Origin of the sequence: Microcoleus sp. AT3-D2 (assembly GCF_036705715.1) — a bacterium.
In the GTDB taxonomy this organism is placed as follows: Bacteria; Cyanobacteriota; Cyanobacteriia; order Cyanobacteriales; family Microcoleaceae; genus Microcoleus.
Window position 1 is genome coordinate 106,257 of sequence record NZ_JAUBVE010000003.1, and the last position, 14,528, is coordinate 120,784.

Here is a 14,528-nt window from a genome sequence, read left to right on the forward strand (position 1 = left end):
TTATACAATAATTTTAATGGACTTACCAATTATTTACCACGAAGATTACGTTGCACCTTTGCCACCGGCTCACCGCTTCCCGATGGCCAAGTTTCGGATGCTTTACCAGATGCTGCTCGCGGACGGGGTAGCAGATAAATCGCAATTTCACGCTCCCGAACTTCCCCCTCAAGAATGGATTGAATTAGTCCACGACCACTCCTATGTTCAAGCTTACTGCAACGGGACGCTCGATAACAAAGCAACTCGGCGAATTGGTCTGCCTTGGAGTCGGGCCCTGGCTAACCGCACTTGCACTGCGGTTGCAGGAACTGTACTAACTGCAAAACTCGCTTTAGACTACGGTTTGGCTTGCAATACTGCGGGCGGAACTCATCACGCCTTCCCTGCTTTTGGGTCTGGTTTTTGTATTTTTAATGATTTGGCGATCGCCTCTCGCGTTTTGCAAAAAAATGGTTTAGTTCGCAAAGTTTTAATTGTCGATTTAGATGTCCACCAAGGAGACGGAACCGCCGTAATTTTCCAAGATGACAGCAGCGTTTTTACTTTCTCGATGCACTGCGAAGTCAATTTTCCCGGCACTAAACAAAAGGGCGATTTAGATGTACCTTTGCCTGTCGGTATGGAGGACGACGAATATTTACAAACATTGGATAAATTCTTACCAGATTTGCTTTCAAATGTCAAGCCAGATTTAGTTTTGTACGATGCTGGAGTAGACCCTCATCACGGTGACAAACTGGGAAAATTAGCTTTAACTGATACGGGCTTATTTCGCCGGGAAATGCAAGTTTTGACGGCGTGTTTGGCTGGCGGCTATCCCGTTGCCTGCGTGATTGGCGGGGGCTATTCCGATGACGCTAAGGGGTTAGTTTACCGCCATTCGCTGCTGCACCGAGCCGCCAGTCAAGCCTACAGGCTGTATCGACTTTGATCCAGAGCGGCGAGATTTAAAATTCACTTCAGTATTGTTTGGCGATATTGCGTGTTTAAGGTATAATTTTTACTAAAATCTGGCTAAAGTGGCATTACAAGAGACTGTTGGCGAATCAGTAAAGGGCTTCACCCCTCACCCATAAAAATAGTGAGTCTAGAGTAAATGTCTAATTGACTATATAGCTATTAACTACCAATAGCGAACGAAAATGCTGCGTTCCAGGGGTGAGGGGTAACACCCCCTGCGAATTCGCCAACAGTCTTTTACAATAGATATATGGCGTTCAATCGTAGTGTATTTTATGGAATCAAACTCGTTAAGTATCAGAGAAGATGGGGCTAAAGAACCGACTTTGATGCCCATAGACAAGCGCTACCTGCTCGTCATCAACATCAAATCCTTCTACGATTCCAAAGGCAGCAGGTATATCGATTTAATGTGGGCTAAAGACCTAACCCAACACTTCAAGTATTTGAAAAACTTCACGCTAGCATCTCCGGGCGTGCGAGAAACCCCCCCCGAAAATACAATAGAGGTGGATTCGGAAACATCATTTGCTGATGCTAAATTTATTGACCTTCCCTCCGCAGATAGCTTGGCAAAAGCAATATTGCTGCTGCCGGCAACGGTTGTCCAGCTTTGGGGCGCGATCGCATCTTCAGATATCGTACATAGTGCCGTAGCAGGCTGGCCGATTCCGATGGCATGGTTAGTGACGCCAATAGTCCTGATACAGCGGAAACCATACCTGCTCATAGTCGAGTCCGCACCGTGGCGGCTGCTACCGGGCACCCCTGCCAGCATTAAAGCCAAAATTAAAGCTTACATATACGAAACATTGAGTCGCTGGTGCATCAACAACGCCGACTTGACAATTTTTACACAGGCAGAATACCGGCAAAGTTTATTAACCAAACGACACAAACAAAGTCAGATAATTCATGCTTCGTGGATAGATGAAGAAAATATTATTTCGGAAGCAGACGCGACAAAAATATGGCACGAAAAACTGTCTGCCTCGCCCAAACAACTAAAAATTCTATTTGCGGGCAGATTGATTGCAGAGAAAGGCCTGTTAGTTCTCCTAGAAGCAATGAAAATCTTGGACGAGGAAAACATTGCCGTCAAGCTGGACATACTAGGTGAAGGCGAACTGTTAAGCAACTGCCAAGCAGCCAGCAAGGCGATGCACAAATCGGTACAGATCGAACTTTTGGGAACTATTCCTTACGGCAGAGAATTCTTCAGCCGGCTGCAACAATATCATGCTGTTGTGGTTCCCAGCACCTCAGACGAACAGCCCAGAATAGTATACGATGCTTATTCCCAGGCTGTATCGGTACTGGCAAACAACACAGCCGGACTCCGCGACTGCATCGAAAACGGCATCACAGGCTTGATCGGTAATTGCAATGACCCCGTTGCTTTAGCAAACTTGCTCAAACACTCGGGAGAAAACTTGAGCCTACTTCAAAATATGGGCATGGCAGGTCTGAAATATTCTCGCAGCCTGACTCACGAAGAAATGCACCGGCAGCGGTGGCAGCTTTTGTTAATGATGTTGGAGCAATCAACAAAGTAAGTAGGTAGGCGCAAATAAACCTGGCTGTGTAACCGAGTGTAAAGCTGCCATAACCTTTGGGATTGCTTCGTTTCACGGAGTGACCCTCGCTTTTGACTACTTGTGTATTTTCCCACTCATCTACTTAGGCAATACCTGCAGGAGGGCGATCGCTCCAGCTTGCCAGATGGGTACAACTTGAGCTAAAAAGTTGTTAAACAAACAACGGTACTTATGTCGAAGGCCAGCGAGTCCAATCACCCCTATCCACTGCTGGTTGTCATTGTTAACTACCGAACCTCTAGTTTGACAATTGACTGCTTGCGCTCTCTAGTTAGCGAAGTTCAATCGCTGCCTGGTATGCGAGTTGTAGTTGGCGACAATGCTTCAGGCGATCGCTCCATCGAAGAAATTAGTAGTGCGATCGCCTCAGAAGGCTGGAATGAATGGGCATCCTTCGTTCCTCTAGACCGCAACGGCGGATTTGCCTTCGGCAACAACGCCCTGATCCGTCCCGCCCTCCAATCCACCAATCCCCCCCCTTACTTCCTGCTGCTCAACCCAGACACCATAGTTCGCCCCGGTGCCTTAAAAGCCCTTGTCGATTTCATGGACACTCATCCCGAAGCCGGCATCGCCGGCAGCCGCTTGGAAGACCCAGACGGCACGCCCCAGGAGTCAGCTTTTCGGTTTCACAACCTCTTTACCGAACTCGATTTTGGTTGGCGGACAGGCTTTATATCGAAGTTATTAGCCAACTGGGCCGCAGCGCCTCCCATTTCCCAAGAAACCTGTCAAACTGATTGGGTAGCGGGAGCCAGCATGATCGTCCGTCGCGAAGTATTTGAAAAGATTGGCTTGATGGATGAAGCTTATTTCATGTACTGCGAAGAAATGGACTTTTGTCTGCAAGCGAACAAAGCTGGCTGGAGTTGCTGGTACGTACCCGAAAGTCGCGTTGTGCACTTAGTCGGCCAAAGCTCAGGCGTCACTGACACCAAAAAGCCCGCCAAGCGGCTGCCCACCTATTGGTTTGATTCCCGACGTAGGTACTTTATCAAAAACTACGGCTTGGTTTACACAGCATTAACTGATGTATCCTGGGCTTCGGGTTTTGCAGCCTGGAGGGTGCGCCGCGTACTTCAAGGCAAACCAGATGGCGATCCACCACAATTACTGAGGGATTTTGTATTAAATAGTGTATTTTTTAAGGGGGGTAAGATTGAAAAATCCAAAAACTTTTAAAGGGAGTTGGTAAATCGGTCAAAGCCAACTAAACGAGGTTAACCTAGGCAAGCAAAATATTTTATGATGCAGCCGAGAAATTAGTATTCTCGATCAATAAAACCGGATTGCTCCTTCCTTAAAAACCTGATAGACCCATTAATATCGTCGGCATCTAGCAATAGAGTAAACAATAAATAATGTGAATTAGAGCTTATGGTAACTGAGCAAAACTTAATCACCAGTGAAAATCAAGTAGAAGACCCCGGCCTGGGACTGTGGCAGCAAATTAAAGAAGACTGGATTGCTCATGGTCGAGATTGGACAAAACCGGGATTTCGCGCCGTAGCAGTGCAGCGTTTTGGCGTCTGGAGAATGCAGGTAGAACCGAAATTACTGCGAGCTCCTTTGAGCATTATTTATCGATCACTCTACCGAAAAGTCCGCAATAGTTACGGGATAGACTTGCCTTACACTGTGAAGCTCGGTCGTCGCGTGGTGATTGAACATCAAAACGCTATTATTATTCACGGATATTGTACGATCGGCGACGACTGCATTATCCGCCAAGGTGTAACGTTGGGAAACCGCTATTTGGACAAACCGCTAGAATCCCCTCAATTGGGCGATCGGGTTAACGTCGGCGCTGGTGCAAAAATCCTCGGCAAGGTCAACCTAGGAGACGACGTAAATATCGGTGCCAATGCTGTAGTTTTATCAGACATTCCAGCCGGTCAAACTGCCGTTGGTATCCCAGCCAAAATTATCAAATCCCGCCCTGCTGAAAACAATACTTAAATCATTGTCTTCCTTGTGCCTTTTTCTTCCTCCTATAACTCTGCGGAGATTCAATCAATCTATCTACTCAAGTTAGAGATGCCTGTTAAGCTAAACTTCACAAATAGGCACAATTGTCAACATTATCAAAATATTCCACAAACAATGGTTGAGTCAATCACTAAGCCAATCGTTTCTGCTACAGAAGCAGACTGGAGCCGCGAAAAATCTAGCAAGTGGTGGGAACCCAGTCGCCAACTGCTCAAATCTATCCGCAACTATCAAAAGTGGCAGCAGCAGGGTGGGGTTTTAGGCTATTTTTTATGCCGTTTGAACATCATCGAGTATCGATTCTGGAGCGTTGTAACTGCAACAGACATCCCTTTAAATTGCCAAATACAAGGAGGACTGCTGCTGCCTCATCCTAATGGCATTGTCATTCATCCCAGTGCTTCCATTGGCCCTAACTGTCTGATTCTTCAACAGGTGACAATTGTTGCTGATGTCAAAATCGGCGGTCACGTCGATATCGGTGCAGGAGCGAAAATTATTCGCTCCGTAACGATCGGCGATCATGCTTTGATTGGTGCCAATGCTGTGGTGATTTGTGACGTGCCACCAGGTGCAACCGCAGTGGGAATTCCCGCAAAAATTATCGAAAAAAAGACCCCTAAAGTCTGATAAAAATTATAGAAGTCGCAGAAAAAACAGCAAATTAGCTCGATTTTTATTAAATTACAAGAACTACTCAGTAGTTGAATTCAAGAAGTAAAAATTGAAAAAAATTGGATTGGTTGCCAACAGCTAGGATTTGGGATTTAAAAATTAACAAAAACCCGCTGCTTTCAGTCGCGCGAGATCCAAAACCTCAAATTTTTTCTCTCACTTTTCAACCTGGTTTCAATCTTTCGAGTACCAACTCAGCGCGCCTCCGTGCAACTTTTTCCCACGTAAATTCCTGTGCCCGCTCGAGGGCAGAGTCACTCATCCGAAGCCGCAACTCGGCACAACCTGCTAACTGTTGCAAGCCCGTCACTAGCGCTTCCTCATCATAGGGCGAAACAATTATGCCATCTTTGCCATCTCGGGCAATGCTGCCCGCTCCCATAGGGGACGTTAGAACTGGCAAACCGTTAGCCATCGCTTCATAAGTAACCAGCGGACTACCTTCTTCGAGACTGGGAAAGGCAAAAAAGTCAGCTTCGCGATAAGCAAGGGCAATATCGCTGGTGTAATCCCTATGAATTACATCTGAGCGTGCTAAAATGCTGCTGCAAGTTTCAGCAATTGCTGGCTCCATACTTCCGCAAAGCAGTAGTCTGCCTTTAATTCCCGCTTTTTCCCAAGCCCGCAACAGCAAATGAGCTCCTTTTCTGACGCAAACACTGCCCACAAAGATAACAGTAATCGTGTCTGACAGTGCCTTGTCGAGCGAAAAATTCGGGAAGCGCTTGGGAGACCACCCGTAACTGGTAAGGATCAGTTTATGTTCGGGAACTCCCGCTCCCATAAAAGATTTTTTGACATCGGGGCTCGGACAAAAAATGAAATCAGCCAAACTAATTTCTTCCTCCTCTTGCTGAATCATATCAGCAGTAATTTTGTGTTGGGGAGCGATTCCCAAGCGGCTGGAAGCATCATCAATAATAAATTTTGCCTGCTTTGTATAGCAGTTGATGCGCTCCAAAAAAATGGGTTTTCTCTGTTGCTTCACTTTCCTAAAGGTTTCGATCGAAGTGTTAGGCCACAAGTAAATTGCATCAAAATTATTGAGATCTCTGAGGAAAAACTTTTCTGTACAATCTCTAGGTCCGTCAGCGTTGCGGTAATATAGCCATTTGAGGTATCTGGGTACAGATTCTACAAGATTCGATCTGCGACATGACGGCTCGCAATTCGGAACAACCATGCGGACTTTAAAGTCAGGGTAATTCCACTGTTCGCAGAGTGAAAAAAATGTATGGCTGACTTCCCGATCGTTACAGTAAATTGTGAACAAAGAACTTAAATTCAGCATTTTTGACCAAGCTTGACTTAAAATGATTGGTGTGGCTTAATACAGAATAAGCTAGACGCAGTTTAACACCGAAAACCGCAGCTCCATAGAAGTTACAATATAAAGATATTGTGAACTTATTTTAAGTGTCGCTAAAGAATTAAAATAACAGCTCAGTAGTCGAATTTAAGAGGTAAGAGTTGAAACAAGTTGGATTAGTAGCGATCGGACGAAATGAAGGGCAGCGCCTCCGCCAATGCCTAGTCTCGGCCACAGACAAAGTTGCCCGCGTCGTCTACGTCGATTCCGGCTCAACAGACGGTAGCCTAGAGTTAGCCCGATCGATCGGAGCCGATACAGTAGAATTAGACTTATCTATACCGTTTACCGCAGCACGCGCCAGAAACGAAGGCTTTGCCCGCTTGCTGGAACTAGCGCCAGACATCGAATTTGTCCAATTTGTGGACGGTGACTGCGAAGTAGTTGATGGATGGCTCGATCGGGCCTACAGCGAACTCGCAGCCAAACCAGACGTAGCAGCAGTATGCGGGCGCAGGCGCGAACGATACCCCGAAGCCAGCATCTACAACCAATTGTGCGACATCGAGTGGGATACCCCCATCGGCGAAACCAAAGCCTGCGGTGGCGATTCCATGATGCGCGCCACCGCATTTCAGCAAGTCGATGGTTTCAATCCCGCACTAATAGCCGGCGAAGAACCCGAACTGTGCTTGCGACTTCGCCAAGAAGGTTGGAAAATTCTTCGCTTAGACGCAGAAATGACCCTGCACGACGCGCAAATGACCAGTTTCGCTCAGTGGTGGAAGCGATCTCAAAGAGCGGGTCACGCCTATGCAGAAGGTTCCTGGATGCACGGAAGCGAACCAGAGCGACATTGGGTCAAAGAAACGCGCAGCACCTGGTTTTGGGGCTTAGTCTTGCCAGCCCTAGCCTTGACAATGACATTGCCGACAAAAGGCTGGAGCTTGTTACTATTGAGTGGCTACCCCTTAGCAACCTATCGCACCTATAACTATTATATAAAGTATCGGGAGCTCACAACTAAAGACGCAGCCATCTACGCTTTGTCATGTGTATTAGCCAAATTTCCCCAGCTACAAGGTCAAATCCAGTTTCACCAGCGCCGATTGCTGGGGCAGCAGAGCAAGCTAATCGAATACAAAACCACCAACTCTATTAATTCAGCCAGCTAGAATGACAGCTAACGTCCCATAAATTCCACCCCCGAGTAGCAAACAAATGAGTAATAAAAAATTAAAAGTTTTACTAATTGTAGAACAGTGCAATCCTGACTGGGCATCAGTACCTTTGGTTGGGTACAATTTTTTTCAAGAAATAAACAATTTAGTTGATACGACACTCGTTACCCATATAAGAAATAAACCAGCTCTTGAAAAACACCCAGAGTATGAAAAAATTATCTACCTCGAAGAAGGAAAGTTAGCCAAGCAATATTATAAAGTAGTCGAAAAGCTTACCGCAAGCGGGCGAGTAAATTGGCCAATTTATCATGCCTTGAATTACCCAATTTATGAGCAATTCAATCAACAAGTATATCAAAAATTCAGAGGAAAAATCCTCAAGGGAGATTATGACATAGTTCATGCAATTACCCCCATGATGCCGCGCTATCCGTTTAAGGTAGTAAGTGTATGCCAGCAGACTCCTTTTATTATCGGGCCGGTGAATGGGGGCATTCCCTTTCCCCCAGGTTTTCAAGAAACGGCAAGACAAGAATTTGCTCAATTTAACTTTTTGAGAGCAGTTGGTAGAGCATTAATTCCAGGTTATGTAAAAACTTACCAAAAAGCCGACAAAGTTTTAGCGGGTTCAAAATACACTTTAAATATGCTAAAAGATTTGTTTGCCATTCCAGATCAAAGAATTGATTTGTTCTACGAAAATGGGATTTCCGAGGAATTTTTAAATCAGATAAATATCCTTGATAAAAAAGATGTTACCAAGATCAAGCTGCTTTTTGTGGGTCGCTTAGTTCCTTACAAGTGCGCCGATATTGTAATTGAGTTTATTGGGAAATTAGACCAGGAAATTCAAAGTAAAATCCGCTTAAGCATAGTAGGAGACGGCTCAGAAAGAAAAAACTTGGAAAACCGAGTGAAGGAGCTTAATTTAGGCGAAATAGTCAGCTTTTCGGGGTGTAAATCAACAAGAAACTCTGGATTATTACAGAAAAGCCGATATTTTTTGTTTCCCTTCGATCCGAGAGTTTGGCGGCGCAGTGGTAATGGAAGCTATGGCTTGCGGACTCCCCTGCATAGTGGCTAATAACGGCGGTATTGGTGAATACGTGAATGAAGAAACTGGTTTTAAGATCGAGCCGATTTCTAGAGAGTATCTCACCCAGGAATTGACAAGTAAAATTAAGCTGTTAGTCGAAGATGATCTGCTGCGGGAAAGTATGTCAACTAAGGCGATCGAAAAAGCCAGAGAATTTGCGTGAGAAAACAAAGCCATAAAAATCGTCGATATTTACGAAAAAACACTCGGTGAAAAAAGTGTTAGTGCATCGACATAGTAGAGCGATATTGTTGAGTTAAAATTAGAAAGCAGGTCCGAAATGAAGGCAAAAATTGGATACTTTATTCCACAATTTCCAGGACAAACACACATTTTTTTCTGGCGGGAGCGACAATTTCTTGCAAAACTTGGAATTGAAACAGATTTAGTATCAACTCAACCGCCCCCCAGAGCGACCGCTTCTCACGTATGGGCAGAAGAAGCTCAAAAAAATACTGTTTATCTATTTCCCTTTGCTGGGAAAGATTTTATTAACTCAGTCGTAGAGGTTCTCAAAGCTGGTCCCGCTGCATGGTGGCAGTGCCTCGCAGTTATTGCCAAAGCAAGTGACACATCCTTATCTCAAAAGGTTCGACTCTTGGCATTGGTTTTTGTTGCTGGCAAACTAGCAGGATTAGCAAGAACAAAAGGTTGGTCGCACATCCACGTTCATTCCTGTGCCAATGCCGCCAGTATAGCGATGTTCGCCTCATTACTCTCAAAAGTATCGTATAGCCTGACGCTGCACGGCCCCCTAACTGACTACGGCCCTAACCAAGAACAGAAATGGCACTTTTCTGCTTTTGCAATAGTCATTACTAAAAAGCTTTATGACGAAGTGAACAAATGCCTTGCGGGTCATCTTCCTCAAAAGGTTGAAATAGCTCCTATGGGGGTTGACCTCTCGCGTTTCCACAGAAAAATACCATACTCCGCATGGAATGGAAGTGATGCTTGCCACATTTTTAGTTGCGGACGTCTCAACAGATGTAAAGGTCATGCGGATTTGATTGCTGCGATAGATATACTCCGAAAACGAGGATTTAATGTTGAGCTGCAAATTGCTGGAGAAGACGAACAGGGTGGCAGTGGCTACCGCCTGGAGTTAGAAAAGCTGATCGAACAGCTTGGCTTGAAAAGTTGTGTTAGCCTCCTCGGTGCGGTGTCTGAAGATACCGTCAATGAGTCCCTAGAAAAAGCACAGGTATTTGTCCTTGCTAGTTGGCACGAACCTCTAGGTGTCGCCATCATGGAAGCGATGGCAATGGAGATGCCTGTAGTAGTTACAGGGTCAGGAGGAGTAAAGGAGCTTATAGATGACGGGATTGATGGGCTACTTGTAGAACCTGAAGCCCCCGAGCAATTAGCACACGCGATCGCCAATCTCCTCCAAAATCCAGAACTTGCTTTGAGCCTCAGTCAGGAAGCTCGGAAAAAAATCATGGCCAAATTTAGCCACGGCCGTAGTGCAGAAACTTTAGCTCAGTGCTTGGAAAAACTAGGAATAACTAACCCGTCTTAGTTATTCCAAAGAAGAAATTTAATCTCAGAGTACATCCATCCAGTTGAGTCCCAAACAAGTTATGCGAATTTTAATTGTTGCTCAGAATGCCTCAACTAAATTCGGCGGCGAGTCATTGCTGCCGCTCAACTACTTCCGGATACTTCGATCGCGCCACATAGAGACATGGTTGGTGACGCACGCGCGCACCCAGGCAGAACTCACAGCGTTGTTTCCAGAAGATGGCGATCGAATGCACTTTGTACCCGACACTTGGCTGCACCGGCTGCTTAACAATTGCGGGCAACTTATCCCTGTAAGAGTGAATGACTTTACTTTTGGGCTGCTCTCTCACCTGTACACTCAAGTGCTACAGCGTCGTATTGTCCGACGGCTGGTGAGCGAACACGAGATGGATATTGTACACGAACCGACACCTGTCTCGGCAACAATTCCTTCGTTGATGTTCGGATTGGGGGTGCCGGTAGTTATCGGGCCGATGAACACGTCGGTTAAATTTCCTCTGGCTTTTCGATCGCGCCAAAATCCTACCATTGATATTTTAATCGATCTCGGTCACCAGTGCGTCGATTTTTTCAATCGTCTTTTTCCCGGTAAAATCAAAGCCGAGACGCTGTTAGTGGCAAACGATCGTACGAAGCAGGCACTTGCATCTGGGGTGCAGGGTAAAATTATTAAACTTGTGGAAAACGGCGTGGATTTCTCGGTCTGGCGATCGGACTCTAGCTTATCAAGAGCAGCGACCGGGCAAGTTCATTTTATTTTTTTAGGTCGGCTGATTGACTGGAAAGCTGTAGATTTGCTGCTGGAAGCCTTCGCGCCCGTCGTCGCTCAAACTGATGCAGTCTTGGAAATCATCGGTGATGGGGACATCCGAGGGGAACTCGAAGCTCAAACAGCTCGTTTAGGCATCGACAGCAGCGTTGTATTTAGTGGCTGGCTGTCTCAGGAGGAGTGCGCTCTCAAAATGCAACAAGCTGATGCAATGGTTTTCCCCAGTTTGCGGGAGCCTGGGGGGGCTGTGGTGATGGAGGCAATGGCAGTGGGCTTGCCAGTCATAGCAACGAACTGGGGCGGCCCCGCAGATTATCTGAATTCCACTTGCGGTATTTTAGTAGAACCGACTTCTAGAGAAGTATTTGTCAAGGGACTGACAGATGCGATGCTCAAGCTCGCTCATTCACCAGAATTGCGGCAGAGTATGGGTTCTGCGGGACGGGAACGAGTCCGGCAGCATTTTGATTGGGAACGCAAAGTCGATCGAATACTTGAAATTTATCAACAAACGATCGACGATTGCCCGAAGCATTAGGTAGCCGACCATGCATTAGGTAGCCGACCATTAAAGCATAAAGCAGCAGCTTTCACGTGGAGAGCTGCTGCTTGGGGGTGCTAAAAAGTATGTGGTGGCCCAAAGACCGCGCTCTACATCCTAGCTAGCTAAAAACGGGTTAACCCGTTAGTTTGGTTAACCCGCGAACTTGGAAACATGCAGATCAATTAGTTTTGCACTACCAGCTTAACGTTGGCATTTTGCAAACCGCGCTGCTTGACTGCTGCCAAGGTCTTGTTGACTGCGTACTTCTGGTTGATGGAGTTGATTAACTCAGTTTGATTGTGCTTTTTGGCGACGCCCCAGAGGTCGGCAATCAGGTCAAAAGAACCATCGCTATTGCGAGACCAACCCAGGTCATATTCGCCTTCGAGAATCGCCACGATGTCGGAGCGAACGCGCTGACCATTATAGCCACGAACATCAGCTTCTGACTTGACTGAAATGCCCAAGTCGCGCAGGGAAGCTTTCAGGATTTCGGCATCGGTGATTTTGGTACGCAGTGTGCTAAAGTGAGACATTGGATTTCCTCCTAATACAACTGAGAGAGAAACAACAACGGTCTGGATTTAACGGTGCCGCTTGGCGGCTCTTGAATCGAACTGCTAGCTGTTGCTAGCCTTTGCTCCTGTTTGGACCAGGAGAAAGCTTTTAGAATTCCATTCGCTGGTATTCAGCGACGGAAGACGCAGCGGGCCGTGCACGCTGTCTAGCCCAATCTCGCAGGGCGGTGACCTGTTCGGTCATTGTTTTAGACAGTGGCATTGTGGATTTAATGGCCGCGATGATGTCTAGCTGCGTAAACTCTCGATCTTGAGCGAAGGCTTCGTACATTGCGGCTACTAGCGCTTGCTCAATCTCTGCACCTGAAAAGCCCTCGGAAACAGTGGAAAGTTGCTCTAAATCGAAGCGAGTAATTTCCCGACGGCGCTTTGACAGGTGAATCTTAAATATATCTTGGCGTTCTTCCTTGGTAGGCAGATCAACAAAGAAGAGTTCGTCGAATCGCCCCTTCCTCAAGAATTCTCCCGGCAACCGCTCGATTCTGTTGGCTGTTGCCATTACGAAGACTGGGGAAGTCTTTTCTTGCATCCAAGTGAGGAAGGAACCGAAAATCCGGCTGGAGGTGCCTCCGTCTGAGTCTGCCGAACCAGTGCCTCCTGCAAAGGCTTTGTCTAGTTCGTCGATGAAGAGGAGGGCTGGAGAGATGGATTCTGCGGTTTTGAGGGCATTGCGGAGGTTGGCTTCCGAGCGACCCACCATTGAGCCGTCGTAGACTCTACCCATATCTAGCCTCAGCAGGGGCAGTCCCCAGAGGCGGGAGGTGGTCTTAGCAATCAGCGATTTTCCGCATCCCGGTACGCCGAGAATTAACATCCCTTTTGGTTGGGGCAGACCGTATTCTCTCGCCCTTTCTGTAAAGGCGTTGGAACGCTGTCTCAGCCACCGCTTCAGCTCTTCTAAGCCACCGACTGCATCCAGGGTTTCGTCTTCTTCAATAAACTCTAGAATGCCGTTGCGCCGAATTAATTGCTTTTTCTCCGAAAGAACTATGTCTACTTCTTCTTCTGTGAGGCGCCCAGTCGAAACTTGGGCTTTGCGATAAACTTTTTCAGCTTCGTCCTTAGTCAATCCCAAGGCTGCTTTTAAAAGTTTTTCTCGCGCTTCTGTGGTAATGCGTCGCGATTTAGTTTGCTCCAACTGACCAGACAATACTTGGTTTAGTTCCTTCATGTCGGGCAAGGCGAAGTCTAATACCACTACTTCCTTTTCTAGCTCGATCGGAATTTGCTGCAAAGGAGACATCAGTATAATTGTCTTTTGCGTTCCTTTGAAGTTGGCGATCGCATCGCGCAACCACCTCGTTACCGGAGGAGAATCTATAAAAGGATGCAGATCTTTGAAAATGTAGATGCTAGCGTTACTGTTGGGTTCTCGCTGCCTGATCACCCATTCAATTGCTGCCTCTGGGGAGACGGTGTTGTGTTGGGTGGTGGTGCGGGGTTGACCATACTCCACAATGCCGTGAGTTACAGTCCAGATAAATACTCGTCGCTGTGGTTTCGCTTGAGCTATTGTCGAAATTGCTTGCTCACACCGCTCTTCCTCGGATGTCACGAGGTAGATCAGAGGATATTGAGCTTGGATTAGAATACTGATCTCTTCTTGCATAGTCCTCGACCCACTAGAGACGGTGCTATCTTTGCTGAATCTCAATGCTGCCCTTCGCTCTCTTACTGAAAATTTCAGTTTTAGCTTTTTGGGGAAGCAAGGCATTCTTAGCAGGGAACCAATTCTTCCTCTCCCGGTTTTGCCGTGCTGGCACTGACGCCCGACACCTGCTTTACTGGAAGATCCTGTTCAGCCAATACGCTCGGCTGACTTGTTACGGATGCCAGTTCTCCATCTCGCATTACTACTGAACCCGTGCATTCTGGACAGTTGTATACCCGATGGGTTTGTCCGTAGGAGGCTTCTACTTCGTCAACCAGTTCGGGATTTCCTAGGTAGAAGACAATTGCCCTTTCTGCAATTGATGACATCGGTTCAGTTTCGACTGCGGCTCGGATTTTGAGCTGGCGATGCAGTTCTGGTGGAAGATACAATGTAACTTTTTGCTTTTCTTGCATATGACAGTGAATTGACTTACCCGGGTATGTATATCAGATTAGCCGCTTAATTCTTTGCTGTCAAGCCTCTATGCTGCTTTAGCGTCATCTTGTAATATTTCGTTACATTTGAGGTGCCTCTGGGGCAGTTAACAACGCAAAAGTTGGGATTGTAGCTGATGAGGCCGAAGTGCATCGGCAGGTATGGGTAGCGTCAAGGACGATCGACCAACTATAAATATGAACAATA

At 46.6% G+C, this 14,528-nt stretch carries 14 protein-coding genes; 10 read left to right on the forward strand and 4 right to left on the reverse strand.

The features are described from left to right. Window positions 1–16 precede the first annotated feature (16 nt). The 5 genes from QUB44_RS02635 (at window position 17) to QUB44_RS02655 (ending at window position 5,180) form a co-directional block, all read left to right on the forward strand. Entirely contained in the window at window positions 17–934 is a 918-nt protein-coding gene (locus tag QUB44_RS02635; RefSeq protein ID WP_333362758.1) for a histone deacetylase, read from the forward strand. Between the two features lie 304 nt (window positions 935–1,238). Then, complete coding sequence (locus QUB44_RS02640) at window positions 1,239–2,519, forward strand: glycosyltransferase (RefSeq protein ID WP_333362761.1); 1,281 nt, start codon at window positions 1,239–1,241, stop codon at window positions 2,517–2,519. Window positions 2,520–2,732: 213 nt separating this feature from the next. After that, window positions 2,733–3,743 carry a glycosyltransferase family 2 protein gene (locus QUB44_RS02645; protein ID WP_333362764.1) on the forward strand — a complete coding sequence of 337 codons (1,011 nt, stop codon included), beginning with the start codon at window positions 2,733–2,735 and terminating at the stop codon, window positions 3,741–3,743. Between the two features lie 195 nt (window positions 3,744–3,938). Continuing rightward, on the forward strand, window positions 3,939–4,520 hold the full coding sequence (locus tag QUB44_RS02650) for a serine acetyltransferase (RefSeq protein WP_333362768.1): 582 nt from the start codon (window positions 3,939–3,941) through the stop codon (window positions 4,518–4,520). A gap of 144 nt (window positions 4,521–4,664) precedes the next feature. Then, window positions 4,665–5,180: a serine acetyltransferase gene (locus QUB44_RS02655; protein WP_333362771.1), complete on the forward strand. Its 516-nt coding sequence runs from the start codon at window positions 4,665–4,667 to the stop codon at window positions 5,178–5,180. A 208-nt stretch (window positions 5,181–5,388) separates the two neighbouring features. On the opposite strand, the gene QUB44_RS02660 is transcribed toward QUB44_RS02655, so the two are convergent. Then, on the reverse strand, window positions 5,389–6,516 hold the full coding sequence (locus tag QUB44_RS02660) for a glycosyltransferase family 4 protein (protein WP_333362774.1): 1,128 nt from the start codon (window positions 6,514–6,516) through the stop codon (window positions 5,389–5,391). A gap of 179 nt (window positions 6,517–6,695) precedes the next feature. Here QUB44_RS02660 and QUB44_RS02665 point away from each other — a divergent pair, with 179 nt between their 5' ends. From QUB44_RS02665 to QUB44_RS02685, 5 genes are all read left to right on the forward strand, one after another. Continuing rightward, on the forward strand, window positions 6,696–7,709 hold the full coding sequence (locus tag QUB44_RS02665; protein WP_333362777.1) for a glycosyltransferase: 1,014 nt from the start codon (window positions 6,696–6,698) through the stop codon (window positions 7,707–7,709). Window positions 7,710–7,755: 46 nt separating this feature from the next. Continuing rightward, window positions 7,756–8,802, forward strand: coding sequence for a glycosyltransferase (locus tag QUB44_RS02670; protein WP_333362781.1), 1,047 nt, complete (start codon window positions 7,756–7,758; stop codon window positions 8,800–8,802). Then, window positions 8,735–8,977, forward strand: a complete 243-nt coding sequence (locus tag QUB44_RS02675) for a glycosyltransferase (RefSeq protein WP_333362837.1) — start codon at window positions 8,735–8,737, stop codon at window positions 8,975–8,977. Before QUB44_RS02670 ends, QUB44_RS02675 begins: the two co-directional genes overlap by 68 nt. 117 nt (window positions 8,978–9,094) lie before the next feature. Beyond that, window positions 9,095–10,336 carry an exopolysaccharide biosynthesis GT4 family glycosyltransferase EpsE gene (gene epsE, locus QUB44_RS02680; protein WP_333362784.1) on the forward strand — a complete coding sequence of 414 codons (1,242 nt, stop codon included), beginning with the start codon at window positions 9,095–9,097 and terminating at the stop codon, window positions 10,334–10,336. A 61-nt stretch (window positions 10,337–10,397) separates the two neighbouring features. Then, on the forward strand, window positions 10,398–11,648 hold the full coding sequence (locus tag QUB44_RS02685) for a glycosyltransferase family 4 protein (protein WP_333362787.1): 1,251 nt from the start codon (window positions 10,398–10,400) through the stop codon (window positions 11,646–11,648). 188 nt (window positions 11,649–11,836) lie between these two features. Here the strand turns inward: QUB44_RS02685 and QUB44_RS02690 are convergent, their stop codons facing one another. The 3 genes from QUB44_RS02690 to QUB44_RS02700 form a co-directional block, all read right to left on the reverse strand. Beyond that, window positions 11,837–12,190 carry a DUF1257 domain-containing protein gene (locus QUB44_RS02690; protein WP_006635781.1) on the reverse strand — a complete coding sequence of 118 codons (354 nt, stop codon included), beginning with the start codon at window positions 12,188–12,190 and terminating at the stop codon, window positions 11,837–11,839. A gap of 130 nt (window positions 12,191–12,320) precedes the next feature. Next, window positions 12,321–13,841 carry a stress-responsive protein Ycf46 gene (ycf46, locus tag QUB44_RS02695; protein WP_333154480.1) on the reverse strand — a complete coding sequence of 507 codons (1,521 nt, stop codon included), beginning with the start codon at window positions 13,839–13,841 and terminating at the stop codon, window positions 12,321–12,323. A gap of 107 nt (window positions 13,842–13,948) precedes the next feature. Continuing rightward, window positions 13,949–14,299 carry a hypothetical protein gene (locus QUB44_RS02700; protein ID WP_006635783.1) on the reverse strand — a complete coding sequence of 117 codons (351 nt, stop codon included), beginning with the start codon at window positions 14,297–14,299 and terminating at the stop codon, window positions 13,949–13,951. Window positions 14,300–14,528 lie beyond the last annotated feature (229 nt).